The organism is Dysgonomonas sp. 25 (assembly GCF_010501075.1).
GTDB lineage: Bacteria > Bacteroidota > Bacteroidia > Bacteroidales > Dysgonomonadaceae > Dysgonomonas.
This window is the reverse complement of the sequence record NZ_QVMN01000001.1, coordinates 544,963-560,600: the sequence shown is the minus strand read 5'-3', so window position 1 is coordinate 560,600 and position 15,638 is coordinate 544,963. Positions and strand designations below refer to the sequence as shown.

The window sequence follows — 15,638 nt, the reverse complement described above, 5'->3', positions numbered from 1 at the left end:
TTGATGAAGCAAAGGACGGCAGAACGAAGCAAACAAAATAGGGGAATCCCTATGGACTCCCCTAAACATTTCTTTTAAGTTATTTATAATCAATGTATTGAAAAACGGTTATTTTTCATCTTGTTTACGGCTGGCTTTAATAATAAGGTTTTTCAGGTAATCCAACGCTTTGGTAAGGTTGAACGGCTTGCGCTTAAATACTCGTTCTTTTGATTTGTAGGCATCCCCGAAAGTAAAGTTAAAGGCTTGTTCCAGAGCATGGGCGATATGGATGTACGGTGCGGGATTGCCTTCGTCATTAAGGAACTGACCGGATAACTCAAAAGAAATGGCGAATTCTCCCATACTATCAATCCCCAATCCTTCTTTGGGCTTAGGGATAAAATAGACTTTGGAATTGTTGGGTTTTGTCTTGTCATAGATGCGGTTTGCTTGCAGGAATGTAAGTTTCAGTATATCAATTTCGGATTCAATGAGTAGAATTGCTCTTTGCAGATAGGCTAATTTAAGCGCATTTTTCCCCCTGCCCGTATCGATGATGCGTTCTTACAGATACTAATTCAATACGAGTAATGCTCAATATCCGGTAGATTTCAAAATAATCTGTTTCGGATTGGCTAACCGTTCTTAACTGTTCCATAAAGCACTCATAGGCCTTTTGCATTTCTTTGTTTGTAACTTGTGAAGTTTCAGATAATAGACTGAAAAACTTCGCTTTAACTAAATCATTCATAAGCATAATTTTAAAATTTGTAATATTGATTATATTCAAAGCAGGGCTTTGTATGCTGAATGATTCTAATTGTCACTACCTTTATATCTGCCCCAAAACTTATAATGAGTAAGTGATGTTAGAGATATTATTTTAGCAATAATTCGATTTTTTAATTCAAACTGTTGAATCCTATAAAATATCCACATATAACCAATCAGTATTATATTGAATAGGATAAATTTCACAATCCAGAATTGGGCAAACTCTGGTAATAAGCTATAAAATAAGCATGTACATACTATTGAGGTAAGATAAATGACAATTACCCATAAGCCGTGCGGTGTTTCTATGGCATCAACAGGGCAATTATTCATACATTTCATGCAACTTTCACATTTAAACGTCCAAAATGGTCGTTTATTGACTTCTCTAATTGCTTTGACTGGACATTGTTTTATACATAGATTGCAATTTGTGCATTTATATGAAGCATAGTACGATTTTGCTAAAAAGAATTTGCCTATCAGATAATAAGCAAATGATACAGGGGAAATTAAAACATCCTGTATAGTATCTTTTCGTGAAGCAAAATCATTTTTCCCTGCATAAATCTTTTCAAAATGCTTCTTTGCTCGGTGATAGTTTTTATCAAAAATGAATTGTGCTGATTTCTTTCTGATTACAGGATGTATAGAAATCCAGTTTGAAGGCATATCAAACGGAATTTGTCCGATAATTTTATATCCTTTTCTTTTCAATATAAGCGAAGACAAAAGGAATGCTACACCTGTTAGTCCGGGCGTAATCCGATTACCTATTTTCACAGAGCCTCTTGTATTCATCAATACTATACGGTTTTTCCCCTTAGGAAATGCACGGATAAAATTTAATGTAATCTTCGGAAAGTTAAATCCATGTATAGGGGAAATAATTACAATCAGACTGTCAGGGTTAATCTTTTGCAAAGAACTCCTATTTGCATTAGAAATATCAACTATTTCACATAATATGCCTCTTTCTTTCGCAAATTCATAAAACCATAAAGCAACTTTTTTCGAGTTCCCTGTCCCCGAAAAATAGAATATTGATATATTTTGAATAGTACTCATATTGCTACATCTCATGCATACTATGCAAAAATAAATCAAATTACACGCTAAGAACTTACATTTCTTGCTAACATGCACTTAGGAAATTTTTATGTATTTTTGCAGGCAATGAAAGTCAGGCAGGAAACAAGTGTAAATGATTACATATCAAGAATCAATTCGGTTATTATCTATATTGAAAAAAATATAGACAAACCTTTGAATCTTAATAAGATTGCCTGTCATGCAAGCTTCTCGCCTTTTCATTTCCATAGAGTATTTACTGCTTTAGAGGGTGAAACCCCTGCCGATTTTATTCTTAGATTGCGAGTTGAAAAGGTAGCAAGGCTACTTCAAGAGCAAAAACATACTTCAATAACAGAGATTGCATATAGCTGTGGTTTCAACAACTACACCTCTTTCAATCGTGCTTTTAGAAAACACTTTGGAATGACCGCGCAAGAGTTTCGGAAGTTTGAAAAGGCAGTCTTTGCAAAAGATAAGCACTTCTACAATGCCAAAGGAGAATTGCTTGAAAGAACTGATAAAGCCATTAGTTATGAGGAAACTAATGTTTCTACATTTGAAAATGATAACATTATTCAAAATGCAGATATTCAAGTTAGAAGAATGCCCGAATATCAGGTAGCTTATATTCGCTATGTTGGTAGCTTTTATCAAATTGGAGAAACCTACGATAAATTGTTAAACTGGGCTACTCAAAACAGTCTGTTAGACATTCCAGAAACCAAATTATTTACTGTTTATCACGATGACCCATCCGTAACGAAAATGGATAGGCATCGTCAAAGCGTATGCATAACGATTCCCAACAACTTTAGACCAAAAGGATGTGTTAGCAAAATGCTTATTGATAAAGGAAAATATTTGGTAGGTTATTTTGAACTATCAGATATAGAGTTTGAAAAAGCATGGAATACTATGTACTTAACTTTAATTGAGAAAGGATATAAATTCAGGAATGCAAATATTTATGAAATGTATGAAACTGTAAAGAATACGCCTTTTTCTCAATCGTACAAAGTTTATATGTGTATTCCAATAGAATAAAAAACAGGGAATTACCCCTGTTTTTCTGCTATATTCTCTCCGTAATTTGTTTTTCCAATCCTGCTAACTTATATGAAAGGGCTTCCATATCCTGCGAGATTTTCTCTTTCGTTATCTTGGCGTAAATTTGGGTGGTTTTGATATTGGTATGCCCCATCATCCGGCTAACCGTTTCTATCGGAACTCCCTGTGAGATAGTCAATAAAGTGCCGAATGTGTGCCGAGCAACATGGTAGGTGAGCCGTGTTTTAATCCCGCATTGCTTGCCTATCTTTTTCAGAATATTATTACAACTGCTATTACTTGGTACAGGGAAAATTCTGTTATCCCTTGTGTAACCTTTGTACTTCTCTATTATCCGTTTGGGAACTTCCAATAGGCGGATACTGGAATCGGTGTTTGTTTTCTGACGGCGGGTAATAATCCATAAATGACCGTCAAACGAGGTTTTAAGATTGTCTTTAGTTAGGTTCTTCACATCCGAGTAACTTAACCCACAAAAACAAGAAAACACAAATAAATCCCTTACCAGTTCATACTGGGCATTTTTCATCTTGGCATTGACAAGAGAATTAAGTTCCTCTTTGCTTAGGAATCCCCTGTCTTTGGGTTCGGGGCTTATCAGATAGCCTGCAAATGGATTAAAGGGTAATTGCCCTGAATTACGTGCAATGGCTACTATATGTTTAATGCCAATCATATAACACCATATTGTATTGGTAGAACACTTTCGCACTGTTCGCAAGTAATATTCAAAGCCATTGATAAAAGCCAGATTCAATTCTTTCAGGAATATATCTTCCCTGTTGTACTCAGAACGGATATAGTTCTCCATATGCTTATACAGAGTGCAATATTTTGAATATGTGCCTTCCGCACGGTTATATCCTACCTTTCGGGAAAACTCCTGATTGTGTTTTGCGAACAGGGTTAGAAATGTGTCTTGCTTTACTCCTAAGCCTAAATAGGCGTTCTTTACCTTGTCAGCCGTAACAAAACCGTCCGCCTGCATTACTTCCTGATAGTGGCGGTTAATATCCACACGGATTTTGTCTAATGCGAGGTTTGTTTTTACGGCTAAGGTGGTTTTACCTGTCAGCCTGCCTGCTTTGGTGTCCCAAAGGTGAGGCGGTACAGTCACCTTACAACTGAACTGGCTGATTGTTCCGTCAATCGTGATTCTTCCCATTACAGGAACTGTTCCGTCTGGTTTAGAAGCATGCCGCTTCAAATAGAATAAAATTTTAAAAGTGCTACGCATCTTACTCAAAGTTTTAATGGTTACAAAATTACTTTACTTTGAGTTACAAGGGGTTATGCGATGCAACGCAAGAGGCAGACAATTAGTGACTTATAGCCGATTTGCATTTTTGCCGTTGGTAATGATGTGGTAACCCAACTTTGTCTTACCTTTGTCTATCGGTGGCTTTTGCCGTCCAAAAGAAAAGCCAAACAAAGAACGTTTCCCGCACATTATCAGTCGGTTGTCCTCATTTGGCTGAAACTTGCTTTTTTATCAGACTTTTATTTTAAAATATTTATTGTTTTGTCATTTTATCAAAGACAGCATCAATACCTCTAACCTCTTCCTTGAAATCAGCAATAATATTATACTTGTCTATTTCCAGTTCTATTCTATCTTCTCCAATATTAAGGAGCATACGAGTTTTATCACTGTCATTAAAAACGTAGTTTACTTCCTTCGCTATTTTTTCAAAATCGTCTTTTGAAATAAACCATTTTAATGTGAAACCAACCCCCGCTGACAAAGCAGACATATTATACATATTCACAGGGACAGTATCATCCTGCGATAAATGTTCATTATTCCAGAATCTTAAAAATTCTAAGAGGTTATCTGATGTTGTTGCTATCATTTCTTCTCAAAGTTTAGTTTATTATAAATTTTAACCCTAATCCGTACTGGAAATGAAAATGCCCTGTTGATGTTCCCCACAATATCCGTTCACGGGCAGTCAGGAGCAATACAACACGGTCTGATAAATAGGTTTCCATTTCCAACGTAATAGCACCCCCATAAATGAACCGGTCTTTATTCCGGAGTGTGGAACCGTCAAAAAGTGTTTTTTCTCCCCAGTTGCTTGTTTCATATCCGGCAAGAGCAGATCCGCCCAAAGAAAAAAGGACTACTTTATTATGGTCGGAAAGAAATTTCAGGTAATAACCACCCTCTCCAGTGAACTGGCTGACAGGTATTCTGTCATCTTTATAAGGGTAATATTTATTCAGGAACTCGGCACCGAATACCCACTTATTTGCATGTTTGGTATAGGTGGCCATCGACAACCCGAAATAATAGCCCAGTTCATTCTTTTTGTCTGACAAATGGAATCCATCTACCATTCCACCAGTTACCTGTATGCCTTGCATACCGGGCAAACAACGCTGTGCGTGTGCTTGGTCTGCAAAGACCAGGCACAGCACAAACGTTAGTATAAGTAATAGCCGTTTCATGGTTATTTAACTTTCAATTCGTTGATAACTTTCGCCCTTATCAGGTCGGCATTTTCGACAACAAAACTTTGATGCCGTCCGCCCTCTTTTTCGTTCAGTTCGATGATAAGGTGCTTATCATCCGGTATCGTAAACTTCGGCAAAGTGAAAATCACACGTTCTGTCCGTTTTCCACCTATCAATGTCAGGTTATTATGCGCCCGGAGTGGTACAATTACCTGTTCCTGAATGGCTGTACGTTTCGCCAGTTTTTTATCTACAATCTTGAAAGTGATAAAATCTACATCAAACGGCACATTGGATGAGTTTTTGAGTTGCATGTGGAAATAAAGCAATCCGTTATGCGTGTAAATTCCTTTGAGTGTGTACTGAATACCGAAACGTTTGGAACCGATGTGCTTTATTTCCCTGTCATCATTTTTATAGATAGATTTCATTATCAGTTTAACCAGTAACGGCGATTCGCTACCCAATTCCCTCATGTAAATCTCCATAGCGTTATTTGGTCTGTTCACGGCTTCTCCATCATGGATAAAGTCGGTCATTTCGACACTCAATTTCACCGGTTCATCGGCATATTTAACATTAAAGGTATAGTATGCGCCATCGTCGGTAATGACCGCCAAATTGCTTTCACGAGAGAAGTCCCGGAGAGCAGCTTTTACACGCAATACGTTTTCCGCTCCAGCAGCTTTGGCTGCCAACAGGTCGGCAGAACCCAAATCGACATATCTTATAGCAGACGGGAAAATGATATGCACTGTCTTTGAGAATGTAACCTCCAGTGCGTACGGTGGTATCATCCGGTTAAAGGTTAGCGGTCTGGTCAGACCGTCAAAATAATCTCCGGTAGAGGGAGAAATATTTGCTGTTTGCTGTTTTTCTACGCTCTGTTTTTCAACATCCTGAGCGTTCGCTGTGAATACGCACCCGATAATAGCGAGTGCAAAAAGAATTTGTTTCATACGAAAAATTGTTTTAATTGTTAATTACTAAATACTATTGGATTTTTTTAGTGGTAGGCTTACGCCCTGTTTTATACCTTTGGAAGAAGTAATACCTGATGATTAGCTTTCAATGTTACTTCCACTTTACGCATTTTTTTACTGACGTATTGCGACAATCCCTGAATGGCGCTTCGCCCCAAATCGGCGGCAAGCTGTGAACCTGCGTCGTCTGTTATGGTAATGCTACTGCCCATCGACGTACCCATGTTGGCTGCAATTTCTTTAGCTGCGTTCATTTCATCCGAACCCGGAGCCGAAAATCCCCGCAATCCGTCTAAATCGTAAACATCCATTTCAACAGGTATCACATTATCTGCATACTGTATAGAAATGATTGTTACCTGAAGCCGCTCCCCGCTAATCTTCGCACTTCCTGTCAGAATAGTATTAGCAGGAATCAGAATATTTCCGGCTCTCATAGGCTCCAGTAAACGCAGTTGCATTTCTTTCCCATCGGAAAGTTTTATAGTCTGGCACACACAAGCCTTGATACCGTTTTTCTCCCTTACGCCTTCCTGTCCGGCAGCCGTGATAAATCCCATGTTACGGGGCTTGCTGTATTGCTCCAGAAACTCGTCATTATCCATTGGAGCTGCCAAAAGCGAAACAACACTGTGATGTACCTGTGACACAGGCTTCGGGGTTACTTTCTCACGCAGGTTGATTGTGTTATCCCCATTTTGTTGCTGCTGTCCGTCAGGCGTTACCTGTCCCTGTGCATTGGGCGTGTATTTGGCTGCAATCTGATAAGATTTTTCTATCAGTTCCAGTTGTTTATCCTCCGCACTTTTCGCAGCTTCGGCTTCTTCCAGTTTACGCTCCAATTCCTGCATACGCCGATCCAAAGCAAGCTGCTGTTCATCGGCTCCGCTTGCGGGTTGTTCATACCAACTGTTTAACTGGCGGTTTACATCCTGATAAGCATGGGCTGAAGATTGGATAGGAGAAGCCGCACTACGGGAGTTATCGGGAGAATCGGGAGTAACAGGAGCCGTGCGCACCTGTTTTTCGTAATCTTCCTGCGTTTTGCGGTCTTCATCTTCACCGAGCGAAAATGCAAAGTCTTGTAAACTACGCCTTTTATTTTCTTCTTTGTTACGCATGGCTTCCTGTTCGTAAGCTGTCCGCTTATCCCCTACAATACCTTCGTCTTTAGGGATGGGTAGTTCAGGGTTAAACCCGTCGGGTTGCTTTTCATCCTTTCCGCCGGAGGGCGCAAAGATGAGCCACATAGCCCCGATGAACAGCAAGACAAACAAGGGATAGACAAGCATCTTTTTCCGCTTCTGAATCTCCTGCGGCGTAAGCTCTTTTTTAGGCTTACTCTCTTTCTTTTTTTCAGTAACTTCCGGTTTCGGTTCGTTACCTTCGTTTTCCTTACTCATAATCAAATCTGTTTATTTGGTTGATACTATCTGCTTTCTGCTGATACTCCAGTTCCAGTTGCTTGATATGGTCTATCTGCATTTCCTGACCGCTTTTCTTTCCCATATTATATATGGAAGAAACCGTCATGTAGATGGAACCTGCGCCAAACACGAAAAGCATTACAAGGATTATAATAATCCGTCCGTCGGGCGTTATCTGCCCTAACAATGACCGCAGACCGTCTTCCATCCAGTCCCTTACGGCTGTAAGTTTTTTCTTTATCATGGCTTATCGGTCTATTGTTCTTAAATCCCTGTTTTCTATTATCTCAAAGCGTTCCATAGTGAACCCATGAGGATTATTGTCGCTTCTGACAGAGTTTATCAGGTCGCAGCGTGTAACAAGGCTTCGCTCCGTTACATTACTTGCCCTGATAATCATTTGCCGGGCGTAGGTCATTACCTTATAGGGATAAACATCGAGATTACATGCCACAGAATCAATCTGAATAATCTGATTGATATTACCCGACACAATGCGGTTGTAGTAACCTTTTTCCGACATATCCTGATAATAGCGGAAAGCACTTTTGTCCACCAGAAAGAGTGCCCTGTTGATGTTTGATTCAATGGCGCTTTTATCCGGTGATAAGGTAAAGAACAGTTCGTGAAATCGCTTGATATGCTCCCTTGCTTCAACAGGACGGTTTTGAGATAAGTCCTGTGAAAGAGCCAACATAAGCGATTTTCCTTCATCCAATACATAGATTTTCTGCCGTTGTGCTTCCGCAAAGCTGAATGAGTTCCAGACTGCATATCCGGTAATTCCTGCACACAGCACCACAAACACAATGGCGATAATCCTTATTTGCTTGAAACTTGTTTCAATATTTTTTAAACTTTTGAACTCCATGTTTTTAATTACATTTATTGGTTATTTACCAAGCAAACGACCGCCAACGTTTCCGGCTACTGATCCCGCAACGCCTCCGGCAATTCCACCTGCTTTACTTGCTGTTTTGTTTACTGCGCTTCCGTATGCACCCGCTCCACCTGATTGAATAATCCATCCGGCTACGGTCGGGATAGTGAAGTATCCGATAATTCCGATAATCAAGAATACGATATACACACCATTCGAGCCGTCGGGAATATAGTTCGGATCTTGCAACAAGGCTATATCCTGTTCAAGCATCAAAGTCTGTATGCGTGCCAGTACGGAAGAAAAAATGTCAGAAATAGGAAGCCACAGATATACGCTTATATAGCGTGTAAGCCACTGGGTGAGCGTTGCCTGAAACCCGTCATAAATGGAAAAGGCAAACGCAATAGGCCCCAGTATGGCTAACACGACAAGGAAAAATGTGCGTATCGTATCAATGACCAATGCGGAAGCATTGAACAGCAGTTCAAAGAAATCCCTGATTACCTGCCGGAACCATGCCTTGATATCATACCAAAGGCGTTCTCCCCACATACTGATAATTTCAGGCGTATCGGTAATACCGAGGTCTTTCATTTTTTGATCGTACACTTTATCATCGACAAGCCACGCTTTACCCTCACGGACACGGGCTTCGTACTCCAGATTATCTTTCTGTTGCTGATAGGCTTTCATATCCATTGTCTGCGATTCCAAAATGCTATGAGTACCTGTAACAATGGGACTCATAACCGCATTGATAGTTCCCAAAACCAGTGTAGGGAAAAACATTATACAAAGCCCTATCGCAAAAGGACGGAGAAGCGGAAACACATCAATAGGCTCCGCACGGCTTAACGCCTGCCATACCCTGTATGCTACATAAAAGAGTGCGCCCAATCCTGCCAACCCCTTTGCAACCCCAATCATGTTGCTGCAAAGAGGTATCATGTCTTGGTACAGATTCGCAAGAATCTGATGTAAGTTGTCAAAATTCATAACTGACTACATTTGTTTGATTACCAATATCTTTCGGCAGGACTACCGTAAAGAGATAATACCCTGTCCGTATCGCCTTTTTCTTTGGCACGGATATACGAAACCGATATACTCTTTTGGGTATAATACTTAGTCAGGTTACGATAGTCCAACATCTTAGTATAAATGTCATCTATCGCATCCATCCGTTCTTTATCGGACAGGGAAAGCCCGTTGCTTCCGGTAACTACGTTTTTCAAATCCGTTACCAACGCTCCCCCTTCCTCCAGTAGTTTGGCATAGCCTGTTGAGATTGCCGCCAGTTCATTCGGGGTAAAATTGGGATCACCCACCATTTTATTAAATCCGTTCACGTAGATGTCCGTAATTTCGCTGACCATTGAAATCGTCTTTTGTACCTTACGGGCATCTTTAATCAGATTGTGGACAGACTTCAAAGCGTCGTAGTATTCCTTTCCCTGATTGTAGATTTTGATACTTTCTTGCAGGTTTTTTATCATATTACCTGCCGTGGATGTACCTTGTATCGCACTTGTGATATTTTGCACAAGATTGGTCGGATCGGTTACAACCCACTGCGCTTTCGCCTGAAATGAGAACATAGAAAGTGCCACTATCAGGCACATAAATATTCGTTTCATACTTTTTATTTTTTAATGATTATTGATTTTGTGTACCTTAATCGTACACCCTTTTGTATTCGCCTTCGGTAGTAAGCAGAAGCATATCCCGCTCATCATCGTAGGCAATGCGAATCATACCGTAGAAATAGAAAAAGGTAATCCCCCAGCTCTGGCACAAAGGGACGGTAAACGCCGTGTTTTGTTTGTAAATAAACTTCAACCGGAACCGACTACCGTCATGGAATATTTTAAGTCCGGGGGAACCGCAAAGGCTTTCCCATGTCCCGCATATCTCTCTCATCGGGAAATGGGTATGAAGTTGCGGTGCCGCAAACGGCTTACTGTTTTTTCTTTTCATGGCATCTATCCTCCGTACTCCTGTCGCTTGCTTTCAGCAATCTGCTTAATCGCCAGTTCCATATTTCCATCCAGTTTTTCAGCCAGTTGCATCACTTCCATTTTCTCCGATTCTTCGGTTGTATAGGTGTAATATTCTTCCAGACTTACTTCTGTGGCATATACGGCACTTTGTACACCTCCTAACCCAAACCAGACTTCCTTGTATTTACGACTGGGTACATTGGACATATTGATAGAGAGTACCTGCGATTTTTCCTTTTCGGTCAATCCCAACAACGCCTGAATACTGTCAAATTTGTTCATGTATTTTCTTTGGTCGAGCAAAATTTTACAGTCGCTATTGTTGATAATACTCTCTTTCACAATAGGAGAAGCGATAATATCATCGACCTCCTGTGTAACGACAATCGCCTCTCCGAAGAATTTCCTCACAGTCTTAAAAAGATACTTAATGTACTCTGCCATACCCTCTTTAGCGATTGCCTTCCATGCTTCTTCAATCAATATCATCTTACGGATGCCCTGCAAACGGCGCATTTTGTTGATGAACACTTCCATGATTATGATCGTTACGACGGGAAATAGGATTTTATGGTCTTTTATCGCATCTATCTCAAAGACAATGAAGCGTTTAGATAATAAATCCAGTTGCTTATCCGAGTTCAACAGGAAGTCGTATTCACCCCCGCGATAGTACGGCTCCAGTACATTCAGGAAATTCGCTATATCGAAGTCCTTTTCACGTACTTTCTTTTCTTCCAGTACCTTTTTGTAGTCATCACGGACAAACTCATAGAATGTGTTGAAAGACGGTATCAGTTTTTTATCGGTTTTCAACTTTTCTATATACTGGCTGACTGCATTGGAGAGGGCAACTTCTTCCGCCCGTGAAGGCGGCTCATTATCCCTTTTCCACAGGGTAAGGATCAGCGTTTTTATACTCTCACGCTTTTCAATATCGAAAACATTATCATCCGTGTAAAAAGGATTGAAAGCAATCGGATTTTGTTCCGTGTAAGTAAAATATACTCCATCCTGACCACCTGTGCGCTTGTTGATTAGGTTGCATAATCCCTGATAAGAGTTTCCTGTGTCCACCAAAACGATATGCGTACCCTGTTCGTAGTATTGGCGCACCATGTGATTTGTAAAGAAAGATTTGCCACTTCCCGACGGCCCAAGAATGAATTTATTCCTATTTGTAATAATTCCTTTTTTCATGGGCAAGTCGGAAATATCCACATGGAGTGGCTTACCTGAAACCCTGTCCGCCATTTTGATACCGAACGGACTGGGTGAACTCCGGTAGTTTGTTTCTTCCGTGAAAAAGCACAAGGCAGGTTCGATAAATGTATAGAACGCTTCTTCCGCAGGAAAATCCCCACTATTACCCGGCATTCCTGCCCAGTACAAAGTAGCGGCATCCACAGTATTGTGTCTGGGCTTACATTCCATAAGAGCCAACTGGCTACCTACGTCATTGCGGATATGTTTTAGTTCTTCCACATCATCACTCCACGCTATCACGTTGAAATGCGCCCTGATGGAAGTCAGCCCGAAGCTATGCGCTTCGTTTAGATACTGGTCGATCCACTCCTTATTTATTTGATTTCCACGACTGTACTTTGAAAGCGACTGCATATTCCTTGCACTCTTTTCAAACTTCCGAAGATTCTCCGCACTATCCTCAATAAATAAATACTGGTTGTAGATATGGTCGCATGAGAGAAGTAATCCTACCGGAGAAGCGAACGACAAACGGCAATCACTTCTATCGGTCGATAGTTTTTCATACCGCATATCCGTTCCAATACGTCCGGGCAGATCTTCTGCATCCGAAAGCGTATGCAGGCAAATATGTTTACTACCTACCCGAAGTCCGTCGGCACCCAGTTCCATATCCTGCAAGCAGGTGGTATCATCGAGCGACAAGGCGAAATACTTTTCAATAAGCCCTGCCTTTTCATCCGTTCCTGTAATCTCATCCGAACTGATACGGGTAAGCGTAATAAATCCGCTATCATTCATTATCCGTTCAAATTGCCCGACAGCTTCCAGAAACTTCACACTCGTATCCTTATTGACTTCTTTAGGAATAATGTTCCCACGACAAAGCGATGAGAAGTTGCTTTGCATTCTCATTCGCTCTTTCGTTGTTTTAGTCAGGAACAGGAAACATGAGTGATTCAGGAAAGGACGTTCGTTGAAGTGCTTTTCAAAACTGCGGGATAAGAAACTCATATCATCCTTATCAGTCTGTGGTTTGTAGGTTTCACGCACAAACCAATCTTGTTTATGCACCACACTGTATTCAGGAAGGACTTTTACTGCTTTCGTCCAGGACGAGTGTATCGCTTCATATTCCGTATTGGTTACTGTAAACAATTCCGGCAGCTCCACATAATAAGCGACCGTAATATCCGCATCCTTTGAAATGATGCAGTCATGTTCGACAGCCAGTAACGGGAACTTGTTTTCAATGGTAGATGCCTTCATTATATTACGCATATCCTACCTCCTTTCTTTTCCGTTTGAACAGGCGGTGCGGAGTTTTCCTGTTTATCAAATAGCGGGGATGCTGTTTTACAGCCATGACTTTCATTAAGCCATGTTCCCCGTATTTTGTATTCAGGTTAAAGGTCATCCATACCAATACCGATGCAGCGATTACACCGAAGCCGATACACACCCACTGATCCACGCCTGCCATATACATAATGACAAAGACAATGAATACGGCAAGCAAGCCTGCGGCAAATATGAAAAGGTATTGTGATTTTAAACCTTTGAACTCCACGCTTTTGCCTATCCCTTTGTTAATATTAAACTCCATAACTCTTATCTGTATGAAGCTGATTAAAGGAAGAAGGAGCGCAGGATGGTAGCGGCAACTATAAGAAATATACAGGCACCGAACCACGACGCGGCCGTTTTCGATGTATCGGGATCGCCGGAACTGAATTTTCCGTACACCTTTACACCCCCAATCAAACCGACGACCGCACCTATGGCGTATATCAATTTTGTCCCCGGATCGAAATAGCTCGTTACCATGTTCGTGGCCTCGGTAATGCCGCCAATTCCGTTACCTTGTGCGAATGCACTTGAAACAGCAGCCAGAATAAAAGCTGCCGACATTAGAAATTTTTTCTTTGTCATAATGAGAAATTGTTTAAAAAATGGTATCGGGGTGGATAGTCCCGATACCGGGTTGATAAATCTTGTTACTATTGAATTTTTTAGTGGTTGATAGCGCGAAAGCTATCCGTAATCTCTTTCTTTCATCTTTCTTTGTTTTACATTATTATTAATACTTTTCGCACTATGCGAAATCTCTGATATTAAAATTGTCGGGAGCCTTTTTGCCGTTTCCGGCAGTTCCGGCTTCCTTGTCTTTCCGCTCATAAAAAGCCGAAAGGCTTTCAGCCATAAGGTCGGTAACGATTCGCTTTGCATCGGGCTTACCAGAAACCACCTGTTCAAACATATCAGTCTGCCGTATCTCCAGTAAAGTATCGCCCGCTTTTCGTTTTTGCTCCGGCGTTGCTTCATTCGTCCGGTTTACAGTGCGGACTGCATTACCCAGATCATCGAACTGAATACCTGAAGCGAGTACGGCTTGTGCCGTTCCTTCCACTTCTTCCGTTTCTTCTTCGTCTTCCGGCGCATCTTCGTTTTCGTCCGTCATTTCATATTCGAGCGGATAATCTATATCCATAGGCTCGTTTTCTTCATCCGGTGGAGTGTCGGAAAACGCTTCTTCCAATTCCTCCGGCGGCACTTCCGCTGATGGCTTTACCTCGTTAGGCGAAGCAAATATATCGGGATTTTCAGCCTGATTTTCAGATTTTAGCGAGGTGGCAGTGAGTGGCTCCGATTTGGCAGCGAGTGGCGTCGATGCGCTTAAATCAAATGTGCTTTTCCCGACAATATTTTCCTTCAAACGACCTGCTTCATGAATGGAGCTACCCTGACCGATAATGTTCTTTTTTCGTCTTTTTCCTGCTCTTGCCCACAAGAAATAAATTCCGACAAAAAGGGCATACAGGATAACTACGGTTATAAATATCTTTTCCATCCTTACTTTTTAGGGTTTAGGTAATCATCATTGTTATTCTTCTTATACTGTTCTGAAATCTCATCCTGAAAGGTTTCAAAATGATGCTTCAGGACATTGTCTATGTAACTGAATATGGTTACTTCATTTTTTCCTATAACCCCTACAATCTTTGAAATCCGGTTATGGTATTCCTTACGGATACTTACTAATTTTCCGTTTCTTGTCGGGATACCTGCATTGACAAGAAACTGTTTCTTATAGCCGGAAGATTCGGGTTTCGTTTTATCACCCGGAACGACTATCATTTCTATTTCAGGAGCCGTTTTTTCTTCGTATTCTTTCCGCATACGTTTCTTATAGCGAATAGCTTTCGGCAGAATAATTGCCGCCAGTATCACCAATCCCCAGAGGACAATTCCTATTATTGCCTTATCTCCGCTATCTATTAAAAATGGACTGACTATCATAATTTGATTGTTTTATTGTTAGAAAATTCCTTCGTTGTTTTTATTGTACAATTCCGTTATCTCATCCTGATAAGCAGCAAAATGTTGGGACAGTACATTATCTATATAGCTGAATAAAGACACCTGATTTTTACCGATGACCTGAACGATCTTCATAATCTTTTCATGGTGGTCTTTGCGTATGTAAACAGATTTTCCGGTACGTGCCGTAATGCCGACTTCCTGAATAAACAGGCTTTCGTAATCAGGAGATTTACTGCGTTTCCGTTTGGTTTCCTCACGGGGGGATTCTTCCTGAATAACTTCCGTTTTTTCAGGTTCCACGCTTTCCGCTTCCTGTTCCTGTTTCTTTTCGTGTTCAGGAACTAATGCTCTGGGTATGGAACTCGGATTATTCCGGCGTTCCTTATTCTTGAATGAGGATATGACAAAACTGGCATCAATCTCATTCAGGTTTACTTCTTCTTTCTTTTTCGCCATAATC

20 protein-coding genes are annotated in these 15,638 nt (G+C 40.8%); 1 reads left to right on the top strand and 19 read right to left on the bottom strand.

All coding sequences use genetic code 11. The features are described 5' to 3' along the window. Positions 1 to 108: 108 nt before the first annotated feature. From D0T66_RS02465 to D0T66_RS02455, 3 genes are all read right to left on the bottom strand, one after another. Positions 109 to 345: a hypothetical protein gene (locus D0T66_RS02465; protein ID WP_163267089.1), complete on the bottom strand. Its 237-nt coding sequence runs from the start codon at positions 343 to 345 to the stop codon at positions 109 to 111. A 160-nt stretch (positions 346 to 505) separates the two neighbouring features. Further along, complete coding sequence (locus tag D0T66_RS02460; protein WP_370457810.1) at positions 506 to 733, bottom strand: hypothetical protein; 228 nt, start codon at positions 731 to 733, stop codon at positions 506 to 508. 65 nt (positions 734 to 798) lie between these two features. After that, a complete protein-coding gene (locus D0T66_RS02455; RefSeq protein WP_163267085.1) occupies positions 799 to 1,824 on the bottom strand; it encodes an EFR1 family ferrodoxin in 1,026 nt (341 codons plus the stop codon). Positions 1,825 to 1,896: 72 nt separating this feature from the next. Between D0T66_RS02455 and D0T66_RS02450 the strand changes: the two genes are divergently transcribed. Next, entirely contained in the window at positions 1,897 to 2,874 is a 978-nt protein-coding gene (locus D0T66_RS02450) for a GyrI-like domain-containing protein (protein ID WP_163267083.1), read from the top strand. A 28-nt stretch (positions 2,875 to 2,902) separates the two neighbouring features. On the opposite strand, the gene D0T66_RS02445 is transcribed toward D0T66_RS02450, so the two are convergent. From D0T66_RS02445 to D0T66_RS02370, 16 genes are all read right to left on the bottom strand, one after another. Next, positions 2,903 to 4,135, bottom strand: a complete 1,233-nt coding sequence (locus tag D0T66_RS02445; protein WP_163267081.1) for a site-specific integrase — start codon at positions 4,133 to 4,135, stop codon at positions 2,903 to 2,905. Between the two features lie 277 nt (positions 4,136 to 4,412). After that, a complete protein-coding gene (locus tag D0T66_RS02440) occupies positions 4,413 to 4,751 on the bottom strand; it encodes a hypothetical protein (RefSeq protein WP_129733314.1) in 339 nt (112 codons plus the stop codon). Positions 4,752 to 4,764: 13 nt separating this feature from the next. Further along, entirely contained in the window at positions 4,765 to 5,349 is a 585-nt protein-coding gene (locus D0T66_RS02435; protein WP_129733315.1) for a conjugal transfer protein TraO, read from the bottom strand. A gap of 2 nt (positions 5,350 to 5,351) precedes the next feature. Continuing rightward, positions 5,352 to 6,314 carry a conjugative transposon protein TraN gene (traN, locus tag D0T66_RS02430; protein ID WP_129733316.1) on the bottom strand — a complete coding sequence of 321 codons (963 nt, stop codon included), beginning with the start codon at positions 6,312 to 6,314 and terminating at the stop codon, positions 5,352 to 5,354. A gap of 71 nt (positions 6,315 to 6,385) precedes the next feature. After that, the gene (gene traM / locus D0T66_RS02425; RefSeq protein ID WP_129733317.1) at positions 6,386 to 7,741 is read right to left on the bottom strand and encodes a conjugative transposon protein TraM; all 1,356 of its coding nucleotides are present in this window, start codon (positions 7,739 to 7,741) and stop codon (positions 6,386 to 6,388) included. Further along, positions 7,734 to 8,009 carry a TraL conjugative transposon family protein gene (locus tag D0T66_RS02420; protein ID WP_129733318.1) on the bottom strand — a complete coding sequence of 92 codons (276 nt, stop codon included), beginning with the start codon at positions 8,007 to 8,009 and terminating at the stop codon, positions 7,734 to 7,736. The genes traM and D0T66_RS02420 overlap by 8 nt, the downstream gene beginning before the upstream one ends. A 3-nt stretch (positions 8,010 to 8,012) precedes the next feature. Continuing rightward, positions 8,013 to 8,636: a conjugative transposon protein TraK gene (gene traK / locus D0T66_RS02415; RefSeq protein WP_129733319.1), complete on the bottom strand. Its 624-nt coding sequence runs from the start codon at positions 8,634 to 8,636 to the stop codon at positions 8,013 to 8,015. A 21-nt stretch (positions 8,637 to 8,657) separates the two neighbouring features. Next, positions 8,658 to 9,644, bottom strand: coding sequence for a conjugative transposon protein TraJ (gene traJ, locus D0T66_RS02410; protein WP_129733320.1), 987 nt, complete (start codon positions 9,642 to 9,644; stop codon positions 8,658 to 8,660). A gap of 20 nt (positions 9,645 to 9,664) precedes the next feature. Beyond that, the gene (locus tag D0T66_RS02405; RefSeq protein ID WP_129733321.1) at positions 9,665 to 10,285 is read right to left on the bottom strand and encodes a DUF4141 domain-containing protein; all 621 of its coding nucleotides are present in this window, start codon (positions 10,283 to 10,285) and stop codon (positions 9,665 to 9,667) included. 37 nt (positions 10,286 to 10,322) lie between these two features. Next, the gene (locus D0T66_RS02400) at positions 10,323 to 10,625 is read right to left on the bottom strand and encodes a DUF3876 domain-containing protein (RefSeq protein WP_129733322.1); all 303 of its coding nucleotides are present in this window, start codon (positions 10,623 to 10,625) and stop codon (positions 10,323 to 10,325) included. 5 nt (positions 10,626 to 10,630) lie between these two features. Continuing rightward, on the bottom strand, positions 10,631 to 13,135 hold the full coding sequence (locus D0T66_RS02395) for a TraG family conjugative transposon ATPase (RefSeq protein WP_163218418.1): 2,505 nt from the start codon (positions 13,133 to 13,135) through the stop codon (positions 10,631 to 10,633). Further along, a complete protein-coding gene (locus D0T66_RS02390; protein ID WP_129733324.1) occupies positions 13,128 to 13,460 on the bottom strand; it encodes a DUF4133 domain-containing protein in 333 nt (110 codons plus the stop codon). Before D0T66_RS02390 ends, D0T66_RS02395 begins: the two co-directional genes overlap by 8 nt. 23 nt (positions 13,461 to 13,483) lie before the next feature. Further along, complete coding sequence (locus tag D0T66_RS02385) at positions 13,484 to 13,786, bottom strand: DUF4134 domain-containing protein (protein ID WP_018075063.1); 303 nt, start codon at positions 13,784 to 13,786, stop codon at positions 13,484 to 13,486. A 163-nt stretch (positions 13,787 to 13,949) separates the two neighbouring features. Then, on the bottom strand, positions 13,950 to 14,705 hold the full coding sequence (locus D0T66_RS02380) for a hypothetical protein (RefSeq protein ID WP_129733325.1): 756 nt from the start codon (positions 14,703 to 14,705) through the stop codon (positions 13,950 to 13,952). A gap of 2 nt (positions 14,706 to 14,707) precedes the next feature. Then, on the bottom strand, positions 14,708 to 15,154 hold the full coding sequence (locus D0T66_RS02375) for a DUF3408 domain-containing protein (RefSeq protein WP_129733326.1): 447 nt from the start codon (positions 15,152 to 15,154) through the stop codon (positions 14,708 to 14,710). An 18-nt stretch (positions 15,155 to 15,172) separates the two neighbouring features. Further along, positions 15,173 to 15,634 (bottom strand): DUF3408 domain-containing protein, encoded by a 462-nt coding sequence (locus D0T66_RS02370; RefSeq protein WP_129733327.1) that lies wholly within the window; start codon positions 15,632 to 15,634, stop codon positions 15,173 to 15,175. Positions 15,635 to 15,638: the final 4 nt, after the last annotated feature.

What these genes read in the sequence shown, in the direction of transcription:
- D0T66_RS02465 (WP_163267089.1), bottom strand. Translation starts at nt 345, where the DNA reads ATGGGAGAATTCGCCATTTCTTTTGAGTTATCCGGTCAGTTCCTTAAT.
- D0T66_RS02460 (WP_370457810.1), bottom strand. Translation starts at nt 733, where the DNA reads ATGAATGATTTAGTTAAAGCGAAGTTTTTCAGTCTATTATCTGAAACT.
- D0T66_RS02455 (WP_163267085.1), bottom strand. Translation starts at nt 1,824, where the DNA reads ATGAGTACTATTCAAAATATATCAATATTCTATTTTTCGGGGACAGGG.
- D0T66_RS02450 (WP_163267083.1), top strand. Translation starts at nt 1,897, where the DNA reads ATGCACTTAGGAAATTTTTATGTATTTTTGCAGGCAATGAAAGTCAGG.
- D0T66_RS02445 (WP_163267081.1), bottom strand. Translation starts at nt 4,135, where the DNA reads ATGCGTAGCACTTTTAAAATTTTATTCTATTTGAAGCGGCATGCTTCT.
- D0T66_RS02440 (WP_129733314.1), bottom strand. Translation starts at nt 4,751, where the DNA reads ATGATAGCAACAACATCAGATAACCTCTTAGAATTTTTAAGATTCTGG.
- D0T66_RS02435 (WP_129733315.1), bottom strand. Translation starts at nt 5,349, where the DNA reads ATGAAACGGCTATTACTTATACTAACGTTTGTGCTGTGCCTGGTCTTT.
- traN (WP_129733316.1), bottom strand. Translation starts at nt 6,314, where the DNA reads ATGAAACAAATTCTTTTTGCACTCGCTATTATCGGGTGCGTATTCACA.
- traM (WP_129733317.1), bottom strand. Translation starts at nt 7,741, where the DNA reads ATGAGTAAGGAAAACGAAGGTAACGAACCGAAACCGGAAGTTACTGAA.
- D0T66_RS02420 (WP_129733318.1), bottom strand. Translation starts at nt 8,009, where the DNA reads ATGATAAAGAAAAAACTTACAGCCGTAAGGGACTGGATGGAAGACGGT.
- traK (WP_129733319.1), bottom strand. Translation starts at nt 8,636, where the DNA reads ATGGAGTTCAAAAGTTTAAAAAATATTGAAACAAGTTTCAAGCAAATA.
- traJ (WP_129733320.1), bottom strand. Translation starts at nt 9,644, where the DNA reads ATGAATTTTGACAACTTACATCAGATTCTTGCGAATCTGTACCAAGAC.
- D0T66_RS02405 (WP_129733321.1), bottom strand. Translation starts at nt 10,285, where the DNA reads ATGAAACGAATATTTATGTGCCTGATAGTGGCACTTTCTATGTTCTCA.
- D0T66_RS02400 (WP_129733322.1), bottom strand. Translation starts at nt 10,625, where the DNA reads ATGAAAAGAAAAAACAGTAAGCCGTTTGCGGCACCGCAACTTCATACC.
- D0T66_RS02395 (WP_163218418.1), bottom strand. Translation starts at nt 13,135, where the DNA reads ATGCGTAATATAATGAAGGCATCTACCATTGAAAACAAGTTCCCGTTA.
- D0T66_RS02390 (WP_129733324.1), bottom strand. Translation starts at nt 13,460, where the DNA reads ATGGAGTTTAATATTAACAAAGGGATAGGCAAAAGCGTGGAGTTCAAA.
- D0T66_RS02385 (WP_018075063.1), bottom strand. Translation starts at nt 13,786, where the DNA reads ATGACAAAGAAAAAATTTCTAATGTCGGCAGCTTTTATTCTGGCTGCT.
- D0T66_RS02380 (WP_129733325.1), bottom strand. Translation starts at nt 14,705, where the DNA reads ATGGAAAAGATATTTATAACCGTAGTTATCCTGTATGCCCTTTTTGTC.
- D0T66_RS02375 (WP_129733326.1), bottom strand. Translation starts at nt 15,154, where the DNA reads ATGATAGTCAGTCCATTTTTAATAGATAGCGGAGATAAGGCAATAATA.
- D0T66_RS02370 (WP_129733327.1), bottom strand. Translation starts at nt 15,634, where the DNA reads ATGGCGAAAAAGAAAGAAGAAGTAAACCTGAATGAGATTGATGCCAGT.